Raw genomic sequence first — 21,852 nt, 5'->3', positions numbered from 1 at the left:
TCGCTTCGGTGCTCCAAATCTCAGCATCTTGAAGGTGGAGCAGGAACCGTGGGGCGAACGTGACAGAGGTGGCGCGGTTTGTCTGAACAGTTTCGAGCCGTTTTCTAAGTGGATCTTCCGCTCATTTATACCGCGACGGGTTGAGAGATGCTGAGGCGGGGTTATTCTCGTGCCAGTGGCGCTGTGTCTGTCGGAACGAACGAGCCGGACAGTCGAGGCTGAGATGCGTTGCGCGCGTCCAAACGCTCGAGGTTGACGATCGTGCTGAGCATGATGCGGTCATGGCTCCAGCCGGTCGGGCTACGCATGAGCACGGCACCAAGCGCGAGCAACGCGCAAAGCAGCAAGCCGATAGCTTTCCATGTCTTTTGCCCCAACGGCGACGGGGTCCGGCCCGTCAATGCCACGATCCGCCGCCCAAGTTGGCTGTTAAGCGCCGTCCCGTGCCGGGAATCGACAAAGCCAACAGCCGGTCCAACGGGAATAAACAACGCGCCATCCGCACGGGCCCGGCCGCAAGCACGGATCAGGCTGCGGCAATAGCCGCCGAGTTCGACCGGGCGACGCAGGGTGAGTGCCTGGTCGCAGGCCATTTCGCGCAGCTCCCGCAACTGGCGGCTGCAGATATGGAACGCCGGATTCCAGAAAAAGAACGGCCGCAGCGCTTCGACGGCAAACTCGTGCAGAAGGTCAGCCTGTCGCAGATGCTGAAACTCATGTGCCAGTGTGAAATGCAGGTCCTGCCCATGCGCAACCGCATCGGACGGCAACACGACGAACCGACGGCGCAAGCCGCAGGTCGAAAACGGTACATTGGCGTCGTCTGAGATCAGGAGCTCCAACCGGCCGAACCGACGCCAGACATGCGCACGGTTCAACATTCGACGCAGGCGCAGAACCGCAAGGCCGAGCCGCGCGACCGAAACCAACAATCCTAGCAGAAGCAGGACAAGAAGCCCTTGTGCCCAAGGGGCCTGCTGCAGAAGGAAAGCGTCGGTGAGGTCTGCCCGGAGGCCCAGAAGCGTTTCGAATTGGGTGGCGCTCATTTCGACGTTGCCGTCCAGGTACTGGGCGACGAGAAGGTCGGATAGATTGAACTGTCCGGCTGCGGGGCTGGACACCAGCCGCGCCAGGAAGGGCGCCACGACCACCGAGATGAAGATCCATTCCATCGCGCGCGCCTGCCCCATAAGCGCCTGGCCAAGCCAACCTTGCGCAAGGACACGACGCAAGGGCAACCAGGCCGCAACCAGCACGAGCAGCAAGATATTCGCGTCTATCCACGCATTCAGGATGCCTTCAGCCGCCATCCTCTAGCCTCTTGTTCACCAGGTTTCGGATTTCTTCCAAAGCGTCATCTGAAAGAGTATCATCATCCACCAACCTGGCAACAAGCGCGGAGGGGGTAGAGTCGAAGAGCTTGTTGGACAGGTTCTTGAGCGTCTGCTTCTGGTAGGCAACCTTTGGCACGGCCGGGCGGTAGACGAGCGAACGGTCGACCTTTGTGGACGTGAGATATCCCTTCTGGTCCAAGATCTTCAGGATGGTCGCCACCGACGTATAGGCCCGCTCCGTCTCGCGGTTGAGTGCGATGTGAATATCGCGCACCGTACCGCCGTCGGTCTCCCAGACCACGTTCATGAACTCCAGTTCGACCTCTGTCAGCATACCGCTCTCTTGACGTTTTCGCATGTCGGCTCCAAGTGCGGGCGGCGCGGGGGAGGAAGGGCCGCCTCTATCCTATTTCCGATATACGCTTAAACCTTCCAGAAACAGAAGACTGCCCAAGCAAATGCGACTGCGAGGGGCCACCAGAGTGGCATTCCAAACAACCCAAGGCCGGCCAGCAATATGTAGATCCCCCCCAGGATCGTCATGAAGAGGCGATCCCCGCGGGTTGTCACCAGCCCGAAGACGCCCTTGCGCTCCTGTCCGCCGGGATAGCGAAGCTCAAGCAGGGTCAGGACACCCATAGCCGAGAAAATCCCGATGAAGAACAGGGCCGTTGGCCAAGTCCATGCCATCCAGCTCATGATTACACCCTCCCCATCGCGAAGCCCTTCGCGATGTAATTGCGGACGAAATAGATGACGATGGCGCCGGGGATGATCGTCAGCGTTCCGGCCGCAGCCAGAAGCCCGAGCTCATAACCGGCCGAAGAGGCCGTCTTGGTCATCGTTGCCGCGATCGGTTTGGCCGCCACTGCGGTCAGCGTCTTGGCGAGCAGCAGTTCCACCCAGGAGAACATGAAGCAGAAGAACGCCGCCACGCCCACGCCGGCCTTGATCGACGGGATGAAGATCGTGGTGAAGAAGCGCGGGAAGGAATAGCCGTCGACGAAGGCCGTCTCGTCCAGCTCCTTGGGCACGCCGGACATGAAGCCTTCAAGGATCCAGACCGCCAGCGGGATGTTGAAAAGGCAATGCGCCAGCGCGACTGCGAGATGCGTGTCGAAAAGCCCGACCGCCGAATAGAGCTGGAAGAAGGGCAGTGCAAAGACCGCAGCCGGCGCCATACGATTGGTCAGCAACCAGAAGAAGAGGTGCTTGTCGCCGAGGAAACGGTAGCGCGAGAAGGCATAGGCTGCCGGCAGCGCCACAATCACGGAAATCACCGTGTTGATCGAGACGTAGAGAATGGAGTTGATATAGCCCCAGTACCACGTTGGATCGGTAAAGATGGTGATGTAGTTCTCCCAGGTGAAGGTCTGGGGGAAGAGCGAGAAGCCAGAGAGGATCTCGTTGGTTGTCTTGAAGCTCATCGCCACCAGCCAGTAGATCGGCAGCATCAGGAACAGGATGTAGACGATGGGAATGATGGATCGTTTCTGCATCTTGCCCTCCCTCAGTTCAGGTCGTCTTTGGTCATCAGCGTGTAGAACAGCCAGCTGACGCCAAGAGTGATTGCGAAATAGATGAGCGACATGGCGGCCGCCGGTCCGAGGTCGAACTGCCCAAGCGCCATTTTCACCAGGTCAATCGACAGCAGCGTGGTCGAGTTGCCGGGACCACCACCGGTGAGCACGAAGGGTTCGGTGTAGATGTTGAAACTGTCCATGAAGCGCAAAAGGATCGCGATGGTCAGGACGTTCTTCATCTTCGGCAGTTGGATGAAACGGAACACCGCCCAGTTGGAAGCGCCGTCGATCTTGGCCGCCTGATAATAGGCGTCGGGGATCGAGACGAGGCCCGCATAGGCCAACAGCACCACGAGCGAAGTCCAGTGCCAGACATCCATCGTGACGATGGTGATCCAGGCCGCAAGCGGATCCTGTGTCATATCGTAATTGATGCCGAGTGTGTGGTTCAGGAAATACCCCAGCAGGCCGATATCGGGCAGAGTGAAGATATTCCACATCGCACCGACCACATTCCACGGGATCAGCATCGGCAGCGCCATCAGCACCAGGCAGACAGGCACCCAGAAGCCCTGACGTGGCATGGAAAGTGCGATGATGATGCCCAACGGCACTTCGATCAAAAGGATCAGGCCAGTGAACATGAACTGCCGGCCAAGGGCGGCGTGGAACCGGTCGGACCGCAGGATCTGTTCGTACCAACCCAGCCCTTCCCAGAAGAACAGGTTATCGCCGAAAGTCTCCTGCACCGAGTAATTGACCACCGTCATCATCGGGATCAGCGCGTTGAACGCCACCAGGAACAACACCGGCAGCACGAGGAACCATGCGCGTTGGTTTACGGTTTTCATTGCGCCGCCTCCCCTGCGGTCGTCGCCAGCCAGCCGTCGCGATAGAGCCGCGTGCGGTCGGGCCGGAAATTCAGATGCACGGTTTCGCCCTTCTCTGGCGCGTTGTCCTTGACGATCGCCGCAACGCGGTCCTCGCCGATCAGGGTCTCGACAACGATGTGCCGGCCGACATCGGAGATCTTGCGCACGACAGCCTCTACGCCGCTCTCGGCAAGGGTCACGAATTCGGGCCGCACGCCGATCTCGGTGCGGGTGCCGTCGCCGGGCACGATCTCGCCCTCGAGTGCAATGTGCTGACCACGGAACATCGCGGCGCCGCCCTGCGTCTCGCAAGGCAGAATGTTCATGCCCGGTGAGCCGATGAAATGGCCGACAAAGGTGTGGGCCGGACGCTCGAACAGCTCGACGGGCGTGCCGATCTGGACGATTTCGCCGTCCTGCATCACCACGACCTGATCGGCAAAGGTGAGCGCCTCGGTCTGGTCATGGGTGACATAGATCATCGTCGCACGGACCCGCTGGTGCAGTTCCTTGAGCTTGGAGCGCAGCTTCCATTTCAGGTGCGGGTCGATCACCGTCAGCGGCTCGTCGAACATCACCACGTTGACATTCTCACGCACCAGACCGCGGCCCATCGAGACCTTCTGCTTGTTGTCGGGCGAGAGCGCGGCGGCCTTGCGGTCGAGGATATCGGTCACCTCGAGCATCTCGGCGATCTCGGCCACCCGGCGGGTCACCGTCGCTTCGTCCACCCCGCGATTGCGCAGCGGGAAGGCGAGGTTGTCGCGCACGCTCATCGTGTCGTAGATTACCGGGAACTGGAACACCTGGGCGATGTTGCGCTCAGTGGGGGCCAGTTCGGTGACGTCCTTATCGTCGAAGAGGATGCGGCCTTCGGACGGGACAAGAAGCCCCGAAATGATGTTGAGAAGGGTGGACTTCCCGCAACCCGACGGGCCGAGGAGCGCATAGGCCCCGCCGTCGTTCCAGTCGAGATCGATCATCTTGAGCGCGTAATCATCCGGCCCTTGCGGGTCCGGGTAATAGCTGTGGCGCAGGTTGGAGAGTGTTATCTTGGCCATGTCGTCCTCACGCCACCCGGATGCCGTCAGCGCCGAAATAGTGGCAATGCGCTGGTTCCATGAAAAATTCCTGCTCTTGGCCGACTTCGAAGGGGAAGACCCCGGCCGAGAGCGAAACCCAGTTCCTGTCGCCAAAGTGGAAATGGGCGCTGCTTTCGGAGCCGCTGAGCTCCGTGACCAGAACGGTACCGGTCAGCCGGACATTGGCGGTCTCGGTGCGGCGCGGCAGGACGCGGTTCGGGCGGATCGCCACGGTATAGGAGCCGTCCGGCAATGCGGCGGCCTCGCCTTCCAGCGGCCAGCGTGCGTGGCCGTTCAGGACGGCCTCGTTCCCCTGCTTGGAGATCTCGCCGATATTGATCGGCGGGTCCGAGAAGACATCCGCGGAGATCACATTTGCGGGCTTGCGATAGATCTCGGCTGTTGGGCCGAACTGCGTGACGTGGCCGTCATGCATCAGGGCGGTCATCCCGCCCAGCAGCAGCGCCTCCTCGGGCTCCGAGGTTGCGTAGACGACGACGGCGCCACGGCCGGCGAAGAGTTCTGGAAGCTGGTCGCGAAGCTCCTCGCGGAGTTTGTAGTCCAGGTTGGCCAGCGGTTCGTCGAGAAAGACCGCGCGGCTCTCCTTGGCAATTGCGCGGGCCAGCGCCGTGCGCTGTTGCTGGCCTCCCGACAACTCATGCGGGCGACGGAGCAGCATCGGGCGCAGCTGGAGAATATCGGCGGCCTCCTCGACACGTCCCTGGATCTCGGATTTCGCCATGCCGGCCACCTTGAGCGGCGAGGCGATATTGTCGAAAACCGTCATGTGCGGGTAGTTGATGAAGAACTGGTGCACGAGGCTGATGTTGCGCTTCTGCGTGCTCAGCTTCGAAACGTCCTCGCCATCCATCAGGATCTGGCCGGAGGCCAACGGATCGAGTCCGGCCATAAGCTTGATCAGCGACGTCTTCCCTGCGCCCGTCTCGCCGAGCAGCACGTTGAAATGCCCTGTTTCAAGCGTCAGGCTCGTCTCCTTGATATGGAGATTGGCGCCGACTCGCTTGGTCACGTTTCTGAGGTCTAGTGTCATTTTTTCCGTGCCCGTCCTGCGTCGGAGCCGAGCCCGCACGGCGCAGAATGTTGAGGGGAAGAGAGGCGACCGCCCGCCGCGAAAGCGGGCGATCTGGGGAGCCCCGGGCCGGTCCATGCACCGGCCCGAGAAGATGTCAGGTCACTGGGCGGCCCAGCGCGCGACCAGCTCGTCGTAGTTCACGGTCTCGCCTTGCGGCTTCTCGTTGTCGAGCTTGGCCTTCGGGCCATCAGGCTTGCCGAGCCACTCGGAGGGATCCATCTCCTCGTTGAGGCGCGGACCACAGCCGCCATAGACTTCGGCCTGCTCGTCGGCAGCCTGCATCCGGGCCATCACCTGGTCCATCTCGCTGGCGAGACGATCCATGGCTTCCTGCGGGGTGAAGGCACCCGAGTTCACGTCACCGATCTGCTGCCACCAGAGCTGCGCGAGCTTCGGATAATCAGGCACGTTGATGCCGGTGGGCGACCATGCCACGCGGTCCGGCGAGCGGTAGAACTCGACCAGGCCACCCAGCTTCGGTGCACGCTCGGTAAAGGACTCGTGGCGCACCGAGCTGTCGCGGATGAAGGTCAGACCGACATGCGACTTCTTGGTGTCGACGGTCTTGGAGACGACGAACTGGGCATAGAGCCAGGCCGCCTTGGCGCGATCTTCAGGCGTGGACTTGAGGATCGTCCAGGAACCCACGTCCTGGTAGCCAACCTTCTGGCCTTCTTCCCAGTAAGGGCCGTGCGGCGACGGCGCCATCCGCCAGAGCGGGTTGCCTTCGTCATCCACGGTGTTGTTGCCTTCGGACTTCGGCTTCACCATGTCGGCGGTGAAGGCGGTGTACCAGAAGATCTGCTGGGCGACATTGCCCTGGCTGAGCGCCGGCAGCGACTGGTAGAAGTCGTAGGAGGCCGCACCCGGCGGGGCGTAGGCACGCAGCCACTCGTCCCACTTGCGGATCGCGTAGACCGAAGCCGGACCGTTGGTTTCGCCACCGCGGGAAACACTGGCGCCGGCCGGGTTGCAGGAACCCGCTTCCATGCGAATGCCCCATTCGTCGATCGGCACACCGTTCGGCTCGCCCTGAGATCCGGCGCCTGCCATCGAAAGCCAGGCGTCGGTCATCCGCCAGCCCAGATCCGGCGCACGCTTGCCGTAGTCCATGTGGCCGTAGATCGTTGTACCGTCGATCTCCTTCACATCCTCGGAGAAGAACTGGGCGATGTCCTCGTATGCGGACCAGTTCACCGGTACGCCGAGATCGTAGCCATACTTCTCCTTGAACGCAGCCTGGAGATCCTCGCGGTCAAACCAATCCTTGCGGAACCAGTAAAGGTTCGCAAATTGCTGGTCGGGCAGCTGGTAGAGCTTGCCATCCGGACCGGTGGTGAACTGGATTCCCATGAAGTCGTCCAGATCGAGACCGGGGTTGGTCACGTCAGCGCCCGCTCCCGCCATCCAGTCGGTCAGGTTATAGGCGAGTTGCAGCCGCGAATGGGTGCCGATCAAGTCGGAATCGTTGACATAAGCGTCATAGAGATTCCGCTTGGTCTGCATCTGGGTTTGAACTGCCTGGACAACCTCTCCCTCGCCCAGGATCTGATGGTTCACCTTGATGCCGGTGATTTCCTCGAATGCTTTGGTCAGCACCTCGGATTCATAGGAATGGGTTGGAATGCCTTCCGACAGAACATTGATTTCCATGCCGCTGAAGGGCGCAGCCGCGGCGATGAACCACTTCATCTCCTCGAGTTGCTCCTCCTTTGACAGCACGGATGGTTGGAATTCTTCGTCGATCCATTTCGTGGCAGCCGCTTCGTCCGCATAGGCCGCTTGCACGGCTAGAACGGCCGGGAGCGCAACCGCTCCCAACAGGTATGTGCGCATCCTGGTCTCCTCCCTGATGAACGCTATTCCGGTCGTTGCCGGTAAGGAAATCATGCCCATACGAAGATGAGAGTTGTCAAACTAAATTCTTAGTAGGCGGCCGACATCAATTCAAATAATTGATTTAGATATATATTTTTATTTTTGAAATTGTTCGATCAAGGCCGTACGAGCTTGAAACGAGAAGTTCTCTCGGTGTTTGGCGCGGATAAGACGTGCTTCAAAGCGGTGTGAGGTCCAATGATCGGAACCGACAGGCAACAAACGATTCTCGATCTCCTTCGCGCTGAAGATTCGGTGGAAACCGAGAATTTGGCCCGGCACTCGACGTTTCACCACAAACCAGCCGGCGAGATTTGGTCGGGCTGTTGGAGCGAGGGCTTGCGTAAAGGACCCATGGGGGTGCGCGGCGCATGGTGACACCCTCTATGCTGGCCTACGAGAATCTTCCCTAGAGCTTTCTCCAGGCGGCCGCGGCTGCCCAAATCCGAGTGGTCTGTGCAAATTGCGAGGGCGCTGCCAGATTGTTCTTATCTCCACCTTTGATGGACAAGTAGCCAGTTTCCTGCCGGTCTAACGCAGCAGCCCCTGTCAGATCTGGCACCTCCCTCGGCCGCGAAATAATGCGTCTTGCCCGGTCAGCCAAGCGCAGCTGTGGCGGCCTCGGTCGCACTGTAGGCGGTCGCAATGGCCAAGCCGGCACCGCAGCGCTGCCGCGCCCAGTCCTGATGCGCAAGGATTGCGCCGGCCGCGAAGAGTTTTTCATGTACCGGGTCGCCATCCGGCCCGATGGGCCGGAAAGTGCTGTCGACCTCCACCCCGAGCCGGTTGACCGGATGCCCCCGCGGATCGAGATATTCCCGGCGAAACCACTCCTGCCGCCCCTCGGGCTGCCGGATCGGCAAGTCTAGCAGGGTCTCCGAAAGGCGATGCTGATCGGATCGCAACCCGCCGGACAGGAACCGACCCGTTGCGAGCAGGACCGCGGAGGCCTCGACCTGTAGGTCCTCCATCGGTCCGTGCAGGTACAAGGTCGCGCCCGAGACGCCGAACTCGACATTTGCGACCTTGAGCTGCGGCTCCAGCTTTGCGCCCATCTCCGGGAAGGCCCGCTCGAAGCATTCGCGCAGCCGGATCCCCGGTACGGCTGGCGGAATGGTCGGGATTTCGAAGAGCTTCACACCAATCGCCTCTTGCATCCGTGCCAGAACCGCATCGGGCGCGTGCATGCCGAGGATCGCTGGAAGTCCGACATATTCCGCGCCGTTCAGCAGCGGCCGGATTGCCTCTGCCAGCGCGTCCTGCGTCGCCCGTGTCTCCAGCGACCGTGCCAGAACCTCGGGGAAGACCTGGCGGTTTTCCATACCCGGGAAGGTCAGCCGCGCCGAGCGCAGGGCCGGCCATCGCTCGGCGAAATTGACCTCGAAAGCCTTGGCACTGAACCCCTGCAACCCGTCGAAATCGATCACCAGCGTCCTTGCGCCGGTCTCCAATGCCGTGATGCCTGCCAGCATGGTGTCCGGCACAGAGAGCGTCGGCTTGGCGATGCCGTTGGGCAGCAGCCCCGACAGGTTGCGCTCGCCGGCCCTGGTATAGCCGATCCCCATTTCACCGAGCGCATCGGTGAATCCGTCGAAGGCGGTGCGGATGGTCTGATTGCCGAGTCCGCTCATCGGATGGTGCGGCTCGTCCCGGCGCAGGTCGTCCAGTGCCGCCCAGGGGTCGGTCCGGACGCGTTGGTCGTGTACGCCAAGCAGGTCGAGATACCCGGTGGTATAGGCCATCGCGCCGCTGTGGCCGAACTGCGCAACATCCAGCCCGCGTTGCAAGGCGAAGATACTCGCGGCAAATCCGGCGATTCCGGTGCCTATGACGGCCAGTTGCGTCTCGATCCGGCGGGTTCCTCGTTTCATTTGCCCGTGCCCCCGTCTTCATCCGCCGCCAGGTCCATACCGGCCAGTCCGCAATGCAGGATCTCCGCAAGCTCTGCCTGGGGCATCTGTGCGCCCCATAGAACCGGTCGGACGCCCTTGTAGCGTTCCTGCACGAACTCTCGCATCAGGCGCAGCCCGTCCGGGCTGTCATAGACGCCGCGATCATAGAGATAGGACGTGACCCGCATCGAGCAGAATGCCCCCTGGCAGGCGCCCTTGCCGATCCGGCTGCGCAGCGCGATTGCCTTGAGGCTCATGTGGTCCTCGGCGCCCGGCGCGTCCTGCAGGATCGTGTCGACAGCGGAGCGGGCCACCATCTCGCATTCGCAGAGGATCATGTCGGTCGGATCTGACCGCTTGAACCAGTCGCGCGCGGCGGCCCCGGGTTCGGTCCAGCGCAACGCGTCGCCCGAGGGCAAAGGCTCGACATTTGTCTTGCAGGGCTCGGCATTGCCAAGCCGCTGTGCCACAAGGTCGCCCGCCTTCTCGGCCATCAGCCGGAAGGTCGTGAACTTGCCGCCCGCCACCGTGGCGAAATTCGTGAGGCCCTGATCCTCGTGGTCAAACAGCGCGAAACCGCGATTGGCCTTGCGTCCGTCCGCCTCGCTCCCGGCGGATTTCAGCAGCGGCCGGACCCCCGAAAAGGCCCGCACGAAGCGGGTCTCGTTCAGAACCGGCAGCATCGCGGCGCCCTCGGCAAGGATGCGGTCCACCTCAGGAATCGTCGGCGCAACGCCGTCCGGATCCTCGACGGTGACCGAAGAGGTCCCAAGCAGCGAGACCGTTCCACCCGGCACAAGTATGTCTCCGTCATCAGGAAGGCGCAGCCGGTTGACCACGCCATTGGTCACCCGGGTATTGCTGATCAGCAAGGTACCCTTGGAGTAGAGCAGGCTGACATCCTTGCAACCGGCGAGGCGTGCGACCTTCTCTGCCCAGGCGCCGCTGGCATTGATGAACTGCCGGGCACGAATCTCGATCGGGTCGCCACTTCTGCGATCGCGGCACTGCGCGCTGATGACCGTGCCGTCGACGATCTCGAATGCCTCGACCTCGGTGTGCGGGAGATAGCGGCTGTCGTTCTGCCGCTCTGCATGGCCTACATTTTCCAGCACCACCCGGAACGGGTCGATCGTGGCATCGGGCACCGCGTAGGCTGCGATGATCCCTTCCGGCAGGGCCGGTTCCCGCTCGCGCGCCTCGGCCGCAGTCAGGGGCTCGCAGGGGATGCCGGCGACGCGGCAATGCTCTGGGAAACGCGCTGCAAAGTCCACGTCATCGCCCTCGACCGCAACGAACACCCCGCCGCAATCGTCGATGCATTCCGGCGCGAGCCGCTTGAGGATCTCACCTTCGCGCATGCATTCCGCGGCTGTCTCGGCATCCGCGGCTGCGTAGCGACCACCGCTATGGAGCAGCCCGTGATTGCCGCCGGACGCCCCGGCATTCAGATCCTTGCGATCGATCAACAGGCAGGTGATCCCCCGCAGCGCAAGATCGCGCATGACCCCAGACCCGGTGGCACCGCCACCGATGACAAGAACGTCGGCTTCGTGAATCCGTTTGGCCATGGCGTTCATGTTCCTTCTGGAAGATTGATGTCTGCCAGGTCGGGGCCAAGATACTTGCGTTCATCCGGGCCGAGGATACCGAGCGACAGGCAGATCAGGGTCCACAGATGCGTCACCGTATAGGCGCCGCCAAAGTGCTCGCCCACGTCATCGATCTGAGAATGGCAGTTGTGGCAAGGGGTCAGCACATAGTCCGCCTCGGTGGCGATGATCTGGTCGAACTTGCGTTTTCCATAGGCGCGGCGTTCCTTGGACATGCCCGCCTGCAGGAAGCCGCCACCGCCGCCACAGCAGTAATTCGCGCTTCGGCAGGGCTGCATATCGATGAAATTCTCTTCGCCCACCAGCGTCTTGACCACGAAGCGCAGGTCGTCCGCCGCCTGATCGCCGATGGACTTGCGGACCAGTTGGCAAGGGTCCTGCACGGTGAATTTGAGGTTGCCCTTGTTCCAGTCCGAATTGACCGGCAACTTCCCTTCGCGGATCCACTGGGCGTAGTAGGTGACAAGGCTTTCCGCCTCGAAATTGGCCTCCAGCCCGAATTTCTCGATCCCCGCCCAGAGGGTGAAGAAAGAGTGCCCGCACTCGGTGTTGATCCAGGTTTCGCATTCGAGCGCGTTGATGGCGTTGACGCGGGTTTCGACCATGTCCTTCCAGGCATCGAGATCGCCGGTGAACATGCAGAAATTCTCGGCCGCCCAGCCCTTGGAGGCATAGGTCCAGTCTGCACCGACATAGTCGAGGATCTTCCAGAGCGGCGCCATTTCCTCGGGCTCCGTGGCGGGTTCCCTGGAGTTCTGATTGATGACGAATTTCGCACCCTTCTTGTCGATCGGCACCTTGAGGTCCGCGAAGCGGGAGTCGTTCTCCTTCAACTCCTCGACCGTCTCCTCGACGATCTCGACGAAATCCTCCGACATCAGCCCCATGGCGCTGGTGCTCTCATCGAGCCGTTGCGCTGCGCAGGAACGCACGATCCCGCTCGGCTTGTCCTCGGTCGGCCAGGCGCCGCGTGCAGCGCCGACAAGCAGCGATACGTCGATCCCCATCGGGCAGAGATAGGCGCAGCGTTTGCACTGCGTGCAGGCCCAGACCCATGGAGTGGTCGAGAGCTCCTCGTTCATGCCCAGCATGGCCATGTTGATGAAGCGGCGCGGATCCATCCCGAAGAGCCCGGAAGCCGGGCAGCCCGAGGCGCAAATGCCGCAGCCCACGCAAGCGTCATAGCTGGCGCCGCTCGGGAGCAGATCCTTGGCGACTTGCAGGAAGTCGAGTGTGTTTTCGCGAGAATGTGCGCCCATGCGTGTTTCCCCACAGCTGAAGCGGTTCAGTGCCCACGGTACCTCAGACATTCCGAAAAAAGAATGCGGCCAAGTCTCTCAACTGTCCGGATGCATGGGCAGCACATGTGTGTCTCGAGTGCCGCCCGGCCTGGCAGGAGGGGGATTCGGGGCTTTAACGACCGGCAGTATCTGGTGGCACTGCGCCTGGCTGCGCCCATCCGAACGGCGGCACGGGCCAGTGCGCAACGCTCCGCGCTGACAAGTGAGGAAGCCCCCTTGCCCGCGCGAGCCAGACCCCGATCAACAGATCCTTGGGAGGGGGTCGTCTTCCAGTTCCTGCAGGAAGCGCAGCCCGCCGACTTCCGTTTTCAGGGACACGCAGGCTTCGCCGGATTGCTGACGAACGCAGCCGATCACCTCGGCCAGTTCGCCGCCCGACTGACGCCTCATGGCGGAGAGGGCATCCTGTGCCGAACCGGGGTCGACCACGGCCACGACCCGACCCTCGCAGGCGAGATAATAGGGATCGTAGCCGAGCATATCGCAGACGGTGCGGACCGCCGGCCTCACCGGGATCGTCGGCTCGTCCAGGGCGACGGTGAGACCCGTGGCCCGGGCGATTTCATGGGCGACAGAAACAAGCCCGCCCCGGGTCGGATCACGCATGAAGCGGATGCCGGGAACCTCGCGCATCGCGCGGGTGATGTCCAGAACGCTTGCCGCGTCGGAGATGATATCCCCGCGAAGCCCGAACTGCTCTCGTGCGAGCATGACCGAGATTCCGTGGTCCCCGATCGGACCGCTCACGAGGATCGCATCGCCGTCCCGGATCTGCTTCATCCCCAGCGGGGTCGGATGCCGTAAAACACCGATACCGGTCGTCGCAAGGTAGATCCCGCCGCCTTGGCCGCGCGGTAGAACCTTGGTGTCGCCCGCCGCGACCGAGACGCCGATCTCGGATGCAGCACGCCCGAGATCGGCAACAATACGTTCGAGCTGTGCCACGTCGAACCCTTCTTCGATGAAGGCGTTCAGGCTCAGGTAGAGCGGGTCTGCACCGGCGACAGCGAGGTCGTTGGTCGTGCCATGCACGGCGAGAGAGCCGATGGAGCCACCCGGGAATTCCAGCGGCTGAACCGTGAAGCCGTCGGTCGTGAACAGGATCTCTTCCCCGGGCAGCGAAAGCCGCACGGCATCGGCCGTGGTGTCCAGCGTGTCGCTTGCGAGATGACGCGCGAAGACTTCGTCGATCAACTCGCGCATGAATCGACCGCCATTGCCGTGGGCAAGCGAGATGTGGCTGTCCTGAAGCGTCATTCGAGGGATCCTCCTGCCAAAGCGGCATATTCGACCACCTGCCCGAAGGAGATGGAGGCGTCGTTACAGGGCACTTTTCGATGCAGCCGCAGCAGATCCGGGGCGTGCGTCATCCGTCGCTGTATCTCGTGGACGAGGCGCGCATTCTGGAAGACGCCTCCTGTCAGGCCGATATTCGAGATGGCATGGCGCTCGGAAAGCCGGGTCGAAAGATCCACAAGGACCTGCGCCATGCTTGCATGAAAATCCGCCGCGCGCTGCCCCTGGCTTCGGGCACTGTCCGTCAACGTATCGAGCAGGGAAGCCCAGTCGGCAATTGCCATCCCGCTCTCGGTCTCATGGATCCGCACAGGGGTCGCATGCCCGGTTTCTCCCTTTGCCCATGCTTCCAGTTGCATGGGCCCTTGAGCTTCGAAACTCGCATGGGTCATTCCGCTGACAAGGCAGGCGGCCGCGTCGAACAGCCGTCCCGCTGCAGTGGTCTCATGCGTGTTGATGCCTTTCTCCCAAGCCTGCCGGGCGATCTCCGCGCCATCGGGCAAGACCGGCACATCTCGCCCGGCGTCCCAGCAAAGGGCTGCCGCGCTGCGCCACGGCTCTCGCCCGGCGCGGTCCCCGCCCGTCAGCCGGAAGCTGCGGAAATGGGCGACCCGCTGCCAGTTGCCCGGGCGGCCCAGCAGGGCATCGCCGCCCCAGAGCGTCCCGTCCTGCCCCAAACCGACGCCATCCCAGGTGAAGGTCAACCACGTCCCCTCCGCCTCAGGGTACTCACCGGCCAGCGCAGAGGCATGGGCGTGGTGATGCAGGATCGGCACCATCGGCAGCTCCTGCGTCCGGGCCCATCGATGAGTCGTGTAGCCCGAATGGGCATCGCAAAGCAGAACTTCTGCGCGCTGATCGTAGAGATCCTGTAGGCTTTGCGAGACACGCTGCAATATCTCGAGGCTCCGCGGGGCATCCATCTCGCCGATATGTGGGGAGACAACCGCCCGGTTCTCGAAGGCCAGCGCGACCGTGGCCTTCATGTGCGAGCCAAGCGCAAGCGCGGGCTTCGGGGTTGGCCGACGAAGCGACAGCTCGACCGGCGCCGTGCCGCGCCCGAGGCGGAAAGGAACGATCGCTCCGGCGATCTCGCGCAGGACAGGATCGTCCGCCGGGCGCGCAATCGGCCGGTTGTGATGCAGCGCCGCATCCGCAACGCCGACAAGCCGGGTGTCGATCTCATCGGGGTTGGTCAGCACCGGCTCTCCACTGAGATTCGCCGAAGTCGCAACGAGCGGACCGTCGAAAGCGTCGAGCAGGAGCGTGTGCAATGGACTGTAGGGCAGAAAGAGGCCGAGCTCGCCGCACCCCGGCGCAACCGACGGTGCCAGGTCAGCCTCGGGCAATCGTGGCAGAAGGATGATCGGGCGGCGCGGCGTGACCAGTTCCTTCCCGGCAACATCGGACAGCGTGACGAAGATGCGGACAGCATCCAGCCCGTCGTCGCCTGCCTGTGGAACCATGATTGCGAAGGGTTTGGCCGGACGGCGTTTCCTTGCCCGCAGTTGCGAAACTGCGGCCTCGTTGCGGGCGTCGCACATAAGGTGGTAGCCACCGATCCCACGCATCGCGAGAATTCCGCCAGAGACAAGGATCTGAACAGCCTCGGTCAGCGCGGCCTCGGTATCGGCAACCTCGCTGTGACCCTCGCGAACGAACCGGAGAGACGGGCCGCATCTGGGGCAGGCGACAGGCTCTGCGTGGAACCGACGGTTCGCCGGATCCTCGTACTCCGCGCGGCACGCCTCGCAGAGTGGAAACCCTGCCATGGTCGTGTTTGGCCGATCATAGGGCATCGCCTCGATCAGCGTGTAACGAGGTCCACATTGGGTGCAATTGATGAACGGGTAGCGATGGCGCCGATCTGCCGGGTCACGCAATTCCCGCAAGCACGCCTCGCAGACACAGGTGTCGACAGGCACGAAAATCGACGCTCCGGTGCCCTTCTCGCTGTCGAGGATCTCAAACCCTAAGAAGGGTTCGATAGCAACCGCTGTCACATCTCGAAGAGTGGGGGCAGAGAGGGGGGGCGCCGTCTCGATCACCTCGCGCAGGAACGCCTGTACATCAACTTCCGGCCCTTGCGCATGGGCGTAGACCTCGCCCATCCGGTTCTGCACCCAGCCTTTCAAACCCAGTCCTGTCGCGACGCGATAGACGTGCGGGCGAAACCCGACGCCCTGCACGTGACCGGTCAGCACGAGCCGTCGGGAGACGATTGTGGAGTCAGTGGAAGCAGGATCGTTTTCAGCGTCCGGCGCCATGATCACTCCGCGGCCTGTTCCACGCGCGTGCGTTTCCCACTGGACCACCAGATCCGGCAGGCGCCCTCGTCGGAGACCATGCAGGGACCAACCGGCGTGCGCGGGGTGCAGGCCGCACCAAAGATCCGGCACTGGTCGGGATAGATACGACCCAGCACCACCTGGGCGCAGTCGCAACCGGCCGGCATCTCCCCGACACGTCGGCGGGCGGCGTCGCCGTAATCCGGGAGCAGTTTTCGGGCGTCATGGGCCGCGTACACGTCCCGCAGCGAAAAGCCGGATGCGGGGATCGTGCCGATCCCGCGCCAGGTGGCATCGGTCACTTCCATGACTTGCGACAGGAATCGCCGCGCCGTCGGGTTGCCTCCCGGTTGGACAACCCGGGTATAACAATTGTCGAGAGCGGGTTTGCCCGACTGAAGCTGTCGCAGCACGGAGTAGATCGCGGCCAGCAGGCTGTCGCTGTCGAAACCGGCGATTGCGGCCGGCACATTGTGCTCTTCAACCACGAATTCCCACTCCTCCGGCCCCATCACTGTGCCGACATGCCCAGGCGCGATCAGCGCGTCGAACCCGACCTCTCCGGAGTTCAGCAGCATGGAGACCGCGGGCCAGGTGAGCCGTCCGGAAAGCAAAAGGAGCAGGTTGTCGGGAACGCCCTGCGCCATCATCGCAGCGACCGGCGCGGTTGTCGTCTCGAACCCTGCCGCAAAGAACACCACCCGGCGATCCGGATTGGCGCGGGCCAACGCGACAACCTCCTGCGGGCTGGCGACGGGAACGACATCTGCACCGGCAGCCTTGGCCTGCTCCAAGGAACGGACCTCGGTCTTGCGGACGTTCACCGGCACCCGCAACATGTCCCCGAAGGTGGCCAGCGTCAGGTCTTCGTTCATCGCCAGCTGGATTGCCTGGTAGACATCCTCCTCGGGGCAGACGCAAACGGGACAGCCCGGCCCGGGGATCAACTCGATAGCGGGCGGCAAGGCGTTGCGCAGACCGGCCTGGGTGATGGACCGTTCATGCCCGCCACACACGTTCATGATCCGCACTTTTTCCGGCAGGTCCAATGCCCTGATCCGCTCCAGCAACTCCGCGGCGCCGAGGCTCATGGTCAGCCTCCTGCCGCTGTGGTCGGAAAGGAGAGGTTCGAGCGAAGCTCGGCCACCCCGCGCTTCAACCAGTCGACCCAGCCATCCAGCCCGTCGCCGGACTTGGCAGAGACCTCGAGAATGGGCGCGGCATTGCCCAACTGGCGGACGAAGTTCACAGCCCGCGCCGTGTCGAACTCCGGCATATAGGGAGCGAGGTCCCGCTTGGTCAGGAGCACCATGTCGGCCGACCGGAACATGACCGGGTATTTTGCGGGCTTGTCGTCCCCTTCCGGCGTCGACAGCAGCGCGACGTTCCGATGCTGGCCGAGATCGAAGCTGGCCGGGCAGACAAGGTTGCCGACATTCTCGACAAAGAGCACGTCCAGCTTGGCCAGTTCCAGTTCATGCAGCGCGTCATGCACCATATGCGCGTCCAGATGACAGGCCGTGCCAGTGCAAATCTGAACGACCGGAACACCACAGGCGCGAATGCGGTCGGCGTCATTCTCGGTCTCCAGGTCGCCCTCGATCACGCCGATCCGCAGGCCGGACTTCACAAGCTCCGCCGTCGCTTCCAAAAGCGCTGTCTTGCCGGCGCCGGGGGAGGACATGAGATTGACCGAAAACACCCCGTGCTGGTTGAAATGGGTGCGGTTGTGCATGGCCTGAGAGTCGTTGACCTGCAGCAGGTTGCCGAGAACCTGCGTCGCTTGCCTGCCCTCGGCGAGGTCCCGGTTGCCGGGGGTCACGTTGCAGCCACAGGTATCACACATTGCCTTCCTCCTCGGATTGTCGCGCAGGCAGGTCGGATTCAGCATCCTCCAGCACCACCGACCTTAACAGCATTTCATCTCCGGAGCGCAGCTCCGTTCGCCAGTCGCCGCACTGGGCGCAGACCAGGCGGTTGATTTTCGCGTCGCTCTCGGCCTGACAGGCCTTGCACCAGACACGCACCGGCGACAGCTCGATTGTCAGGCTGGCGCCATCGGCCACGGAACCGGCCGCAGCAATGGAAAAGGCATTCGACAGCAAGTCCGGCACGACGCCGGATAACGGGCCGACCTCAAGGGTGATGCCGCTCACGCGCGAGGCGTTGTTGTCCCGTGCGACGGTAGTGACCTGGTCGATCAGGGCCTGGCAGATCGCGAGTTCATGCATCTGCTTGAAGGATCTCGTCGAAGGCTTCCCAGCTCAACCGGGCTTCCTCTTCCGACACCTTCTTGATCGCATACCCGACGTGGATCAGAACGTGATCCCCGACGGCCAGGTCCTCGCCCTGCATCATGAACAGGTTGACGTCCCGCTCGATCCCGCTGGCCTCACAGGTTGCAACAAATCCATCAATCGAACTTATACGCATCGGCACTGCAAGGCACATGGGTCGCATCCCTTTTTGTTGCTCTTATATTCGTGATGTTTAATACGTTTTCATTCCGGCTTCACGCTGGCGTTTTGTCTCGCACCTACCATAAAGACACGGCAGAGAAGCCAAGAAAAAGATCGGAGAAACGGGCGATGCGCATACTCATTCTGGGGATCGGCAATTCGATCATGTCCGACGAGGCGGCCGGGATCCGGGCCGTTGAACTGTTCGAAGAACTGCACGGATCGGACGACGACGTGACCTGCATCGATGGCGGCACGCTCAGCTTCACCCTTGCCGAACCAATTGGCGCCAGCGATCAACTCGTGGTGTTCGATGCAGCACAGTTCCATTCCGGCGCCGGCACCGTGCGGCGTCTGGAGGGCGAGGAGATGGACGCCTTCGTCCGTTCCGGAAAACTCAGCGTGCACGAGGTCGGACTGGCAGATCTCTTCGACATGTCCCGTTTGAGCGGCGATCTTCCCGAGCGTCGTGTTCTTGTCGGGATCGAACCCGAAACGCTTGGCTGGGGGCTCGAGTTGAGCCCCAAGGTTGCAGCGGCCATTCCCCAAGCCGTCGCGCTTGCGAAGGAAACCCTGGACGGCTGGAAGGCCTAGCAAGCTCGAACACCCTTGCCGAAGGGCGAAACCGGCCCGCATTTGAGGGCCGGCTCAGGTTCATTTGCACGCAATCGGTCAGCTATGGGGCGTGACTTCGATCGTGCCGTCCTTGTTGTACTTCACCACGGCGTCGAGGAACGCGACGTTCAGGCCCGGGTTCAGCAGCTTGGCAAGGTCGTAGGATTCCCCGCTGCGCCCGCCGGACGTACAGATGAAGACGATCCGCTTGTCGTCGGGCAGGTCGAACACCTTGTCTTCCAACTCACCGACCGGAATGTTGATCGTGTCCGCAAGCGCACCGGCAGCATACTCGTCGGCATCACGCACATCGACGATCAGAACATCGGCCGGACGTTCGGCAACGATCTTGTTGAACTCCTCGATACCCATCACGCCTTCACCCGGCGCGGGCATGTCTGGCGTGGCCATGGAGGCCGCTGCGTTGGTGTCGGGGGAAACAAGCATGGCGACCACACCGACAAGCTTCTTCCACTCGGGGTAGCCGGCAGGATAGGTGAAGACCTTGGTGTAGCCCATTTTCATTGCCGCCTGAGCGGAGTTGTCCGACAGTTTGCAGATGTATCCGCCGCAGTAGAACACAAGCGCGGTGTCCTTGTTTGCCGGAAGCAGGCCAGACATGGCGTCGAACTTGCTGTCAGGAAGGCTAATCGCACCGGGGATGTAACCCTTGTCATACTTGCTGCCCTTGGGGCGCGAGTCGACGATCAGCACCGGTTCTTCGCCGGCCATCAGTTGCTGCACGTAAGCCGTGTTGATCGAGACCGAGCCGCCCTTTTCCTTCCAGTCCGGGAAACCGGCCGCATAAACCTTGACGTTGGTATAACCCAGTTCCTCCGCCTTGAAGGCCGACTTGTGGCTGAGCTTGCAGGCATATCCGCCGCAATAGAAGATCAGCATCTGGTCTTTGGCTTCGGGAAGCATGTCGGTCATTTCCGCGAACTTGCTGTCGGGGATCAGCACCGAGGTCGGGATGTGGCCCGGGCCGAACATGCGGTCGGGGCGGGAATCGACGATCATCACGTCGTCGCGCTGCGGCAGCACGGCATAGGGTGCGATGAAGTCGTAGTCGACCACATGCTCCTCGTGATACCAGCCCGCCTTGTCTTCTGCGGTCGGCGCGGCTTGCTCGGCCCATGCGATGGATACCGGTGCGAAAGCCACCGCAACGGCCATGGCAAGTCTTGTCAACTTGGTCCTGGCGCTCATTTTTTCCTCCTGTTTGCTGTATTGGAAAGCGTGTGGCCCCCCGGGTCCTTCCGAGGGGCGCAATTCTTAGATGACGGTGAACTTCTCGGTGGTCTCGTTGTAGCGAACGAGGCACCACCAGATCGCGAGGATGGTGATCATGACCATGTAGGTCGGCCCCCATCCGCCCAGCATGTCAGGCAGGAAGGCCTGATAACCGAGCGCGCTGAACTCGACCATGCCGTCCATGAAATCGAGGTCGATCTCGCCCGTGGTCACGCCAAGGTTGCCAAAAGCTGCACTGGCGATGGAGCCGATCCAGGCGAAGAAGAACAGCACGACGACGAGTTTCAGATGCCCTTCGCCGATCCGCCAGAGCGTACCCGAGGCGCAGCCGCCCGCCAGTACCATGCCGATGCCAAAGATCAGGCCGCCAATCAGCGACCCAAGCCAGAAGCGCGTGGACAGCGCCACGTAGGGGTCGATATTGCCCTTCTGGATCAGGATCGAACCGAACAGGCAGCCGACAAAGATCGCGAGGATCATCGCCTTGGTCATCATGCCTTCGGCGGTCATGAACGGTTCACGGATGGCCCGCGCGAAGCAAAGCCGCGAGCGGTGCATCACGAAGCCGATGCCGAACCCGGCAAGCATCATCAACGCAAGGATCGAGGTGTAGTTGCTTTCGCTGCGCAACCAGGTCACACCCCACCAGAGCACGCCGAGCGCGATCACCAATCCGAAATAGGGGAAGTAGGGCTTGAGCGCCGGTGTCCTGTTCTTGGGCGCCCTGGTGCCCCAGGTGATGTTCTCCATCCCCCAAAGCAGCAGTTTGAGCCCGATGAAGGCACCGGCCAACAGGCCGATCCACATAGCCCAACCGGCGGGCGCACTGAAGGTCAGCGGGATGAAGAAGCCGCCCGTGGTGCAGCCACCGGCGATGGTTGCGCCGATCCCCATCAGCGAGCCGCCAACGGCTCCATAAGCGTATTCGCTCAAGGGAGCCTTCCGGATCGCGAATTGCATCGACATCAGTGCAGCGGTGAAGGCGCCAAGCAGCAGCGCGATGTTCATCACCGACATCTGGTGCTCCAGCGGACTCTTCAGATCTTCGCTGATACCCAGCATCGGGCCCAGTCCGATGGCGTTGTTGATGTAGTCTCCCCAGAGCTTCAACCCGCCGAAGACGCCCCAGAACACGCCGCTGGCCATGAGCATCATGGCGAGGCTGACGAGCAGCATGAACCCCAGGTAGGGCGACCATTCGTCGATGAAGATCTTCTTGTAGTCCTCGGCGAAACCCTCGGCCCATTCGGGCAACGACCGCTTTTCTTGCGGTGGCGCGCCGGCGGCAGTTTCGTTCGTAGCCATTTGGTGTCCTTTTCCCCGGTCAGTCGCGTTCAGGCGGTGACTGGGGA

Annotated in this window: 20 protein-coding genes; 1 reads left to right on the top strand and 19 read right to left on the bottom strand. The window is 62.3% G+C overall.

Annotated features, from left to right (window positions below; all coding sequences use genetic code 11):
- Positions 1 to 161: 161 nt before the first annotated feature.
- The 17 genes from AX756_RS18795 to AX756_RS18715 form a co-directional block, all read right to left on the bottom strand.
- Positions 162 to 1,310: a M56 family metallopeptidase gene (locus AX756_RS18795; protein ID WP_068315367.1), complete on the bottom strand. Its 1,149-nt coding sequence runs from the start codon at positions 1,308 to 1,310 to the stop codon at positions 162 to 164.
- On the bottom strand, positions 1,300 to 1,692 hold the full coding sequence (locus tag AX756_RS18790) for a BlaI/MecI/CopY family transcriptional regulator (protein ID WP_068315364.1): 393 nt from the start codon (positions 1,690 to 1,692) through the stop codon (positions 1,300 to 1,302). Before AX756_RS18790 ends, AX756_RS18795 begins: the two co-directional genes overlap by 11 nt.
- A gap of 65 nt (positions 1,693 to 1,757) precedes the next feature.
- On the bottom strand, positions 1,758 to 2,036 hold the full coding sequence (locus AX756_RS18785; RefSeq protein WP_068315361.1) for a DUF2160 domain-containing protein: 279 nt from the start codon (positions 2,034 to 2,036) through the stop codon (positions 1,758 to 1,760).
- Complete coding sequence (locus tag AX756_RS18780) at positions 2,036 to 2,833, bottom strand: carbohydrate ABC transporter permease (protein WP_068315358.1); 798 nt, start codon at positions 2,831 to 2,833, stop codon at positions 2,036 to 2,038. Before AX756_RS18780 ends, AX756_RS18785 begins: the two co-directional genes overlap by 1 nt.
- 11 nt (positions 2,834 to 2,844) lie before the next feature.
- Positions 2,845 to 3,708, bottom strand: a complete 864-nt coding sequence (locus tag AX756_RS18775; protein ID WP_068315356.1) for a carbohydrate ABC transporter permease — start codon at positions 3,706 to 3,708, stop codon at positions 2,845 to 2,847.
- Positions 3,705 to 4,790 carry an ABC transporter ATP-binding protein gene (locus tag AX756_RS18770; protein WP_068315353.1) on the bottom strand — a complete coding sequence of 362 codons (1,086 nt, stop codon included), beginning with the start codon at positions 4,788 to 4,790 and terminating at the stop codon, positions 3,705 to 3,707. The genes AX756_RS18775 and AX756_RS18770 overlap by 4 nt, the downstream gene beginning before the upstream one ends.
- Before the next feature lie 7 nt (positions 4,791 to 4,797).
- The gene (locus AX756_RS18765; RefSeq protein ID WP_068315351.1) at positions 4,798 to 5,862 is read right to left on the bottom strand and encodes an ABC transporter ATP-binding protein; all 1,065 of its coding nucleotides are present in this window, start codon (positions 5,860 to 5,862) and stop codon (positions 4,798 to 4,800) included.
- 141 nt (positions 5,863 to 6,003) lie between these two features.
- Complete coding sequence (locus tag AX756_RS18760) at positions 6,004 to 7,740, bottom strand: ABC transporter substrate-binding protein (protein ID WP_068315348.1); 1,737 nt, start codon at positions 7,738 to 7,740, stop codon at positions 6,004 to 6,006.
- 638 nt (positions 7,741 to 8,378) lie between these two features.
- Entirely contained in the window at positions 8,379 to 9,653 is a 1,275-nt protein-coding gene (gene glpB / locus AX756_RS18755; RefSeq protein ID WP_068315345.1) for a glycerol-3-phosphate dehydrogenase subunit GlpB, read from the bottom strand.
- Entirely contained in the window at positions 9,650 to 11,245 is a 1,596-nt protein-coding gene (gene glpA, locus AX756_RS18750; RefSeq protein WP_068315447.1) for an anaerobic glycerol-3-phosphate dehydrogenase subunit A, read from the bottom strand. The genes glpB and glpA overlap by 4 nt, the downstream gene beginning before the upstream one ends.
- Before the next feature lie 5 nt (positions 11,246 to 11,250).
- On the bottom strand, positions 11,251 to 12,546 hold the full coding sequence (locus tag AX756_RS18745) for a (Fe-S)-binding protein (protein WP_068315343.1): 1,296 nt from the start codon (positions 12,544 to 12,546) through the stop codon (positions 11,251 to 11,253).
- Positions 12,547 to 12,828: 282 nt separating this feature from the next.
- Entirely contained in the window at positions 12,829 to 13,845 is a 1,017-nt protein-coding gene (hypE, locus tag AX756_RS18740) for a hydrogenase expression/formation protein HypE (RefSeq protein ID WP_068315335.1), read from the bottom strand.
- Positions 13,842 to 16,151 carry a carbamoyltransferase HypF gene (gene hypF, locus AX756_RS18735; protein ID WP_170307752.1) on the bottom strand — a complete coding sequence of 770 codons (2,310 nt, stop codon included), beginning with the start codon at positions 16,149 to 16,151 and terminating at the stop codon, positions 13,842 to 13,844. Before hypF ends, hypE begins: the two co-directional genes overlap by 4 nt.
- A 2-nt stretch (positions 16,152 to 16,153) precedes the next feature.
- The gene (gene hypD, locus AX756_RS18730) at positions 16,154 to 17,263 is read right to left on the bottom strand and encodes a hydrogenase formation protein HypD (RefSeq protein WP_068315332.1); all 1,110 of its coding nucleotides are present in this window, start codon (positions 17,261 to 17,263) and stop codon (positions 16,154 to 16,156) included.
- Between the two features lie 2 nt (positions 17,264 to 17,265).
- Entirely contained in the window at positions 17,266 to 18,018 is a 753-nt protein-coding gene (gene hypB, locus AX756_RS18725) for a hydrogenase nickel incorporation protein HypB (protein ID WP_068315330.1), read from the bottom strand.
- Entirely contained in the window at positions 18,011 to 18,403 is a 393-nt protein-coding gene (hypA, locus tag AX756_RS18720) for a hydrogenase maturation nickel metallochaperone HypA (RefSeq protein WP_068315327.1), read from the bottom strand. The genes hypB and hypA overlap by 8 nt, the downstream gene beginning before the upstream one ends.
- Positions 18,396 to 18,623, bottom strand: a complete 228-nt coding sequence (locus AX756_RS18715; protein WP_068315324.1) for a HypC/HybG/HupF family hydrogenase formation chaperone — start codon at positions 18,621 to 18,623, stop codon at positions 18,396 to 18,398. The genes hypA and AX756_RS18715 overlap by 8 nt, the downstream gene beginning before the upstream one ends.
- A 137-nt stretch (positions 18,624 to 18,760) precedes the next feature.
- Between AX756_RS18715 and AX756_RS18710 the strand changes: the two genes are divergently transcribed.
- Positions 18,761 to 19,225 carry a HyaD/HybD family hydrogenase maturation endopeptidase gene (locus AX756_RS18710; RefSeq protein ID WP_068315321.1) on the top strand — a complete coding sequence of 155 codons (465 nt, stop codon included), beginning with the start codon at positions 18,761 to 18,763 and terminating at the stop codon, positions 19,223 to 19,225.
- Between the two features lie 78 nt (positions 19,226 to 19,303).
- On the opposite strand, the gene AX756_RS18705 is transcribed toward AX756_RS18710, so the two are convergent.
- Positions 19,304 to 20,455 (bottom strand): rhodanese-like domain-containing protein, encoded by a 1,152-nt coding sequence (locus AX756_RS18705; protein ID WP_082739188.1) that lies wholly within the window; start codon positions 20,453 to 20,455, stop codon positions 19,304 to 19,306.
- Positions 20,456 to 20,521: 66 nt separating this feature from the next.
- Positions 20,522 to 21,805: a YeeE/YedE thiosulfate transporter family protein gene (locus AX756_RS18700; protein WP_068315315.1), complete on the bottom strand. Its 1,284-nt coding sequence runs from the start codon at positions 21,803 to 21,805 to the stop codon at positions 20,522 to 20,524.
- Positions 21,806 to 21,852 lie beyond the last annotated feature (47 nt).

It is taken from the genome of Aliiruegeria sabulilitoris, from assembly GCF_001558155.1.
GTDB lineage: Bacteria > Pseudomonadota > Alphaproteobacteria > Rhodobacterales > Rhodobacteraceae > Tropicimonas > Tropicimonas sabulilitoris.
The sequence above is the reverse complement of the archived record's forward strand: the minus strand, read 5'-3'. Positions and strand labels throughout refer to the sequence as shown.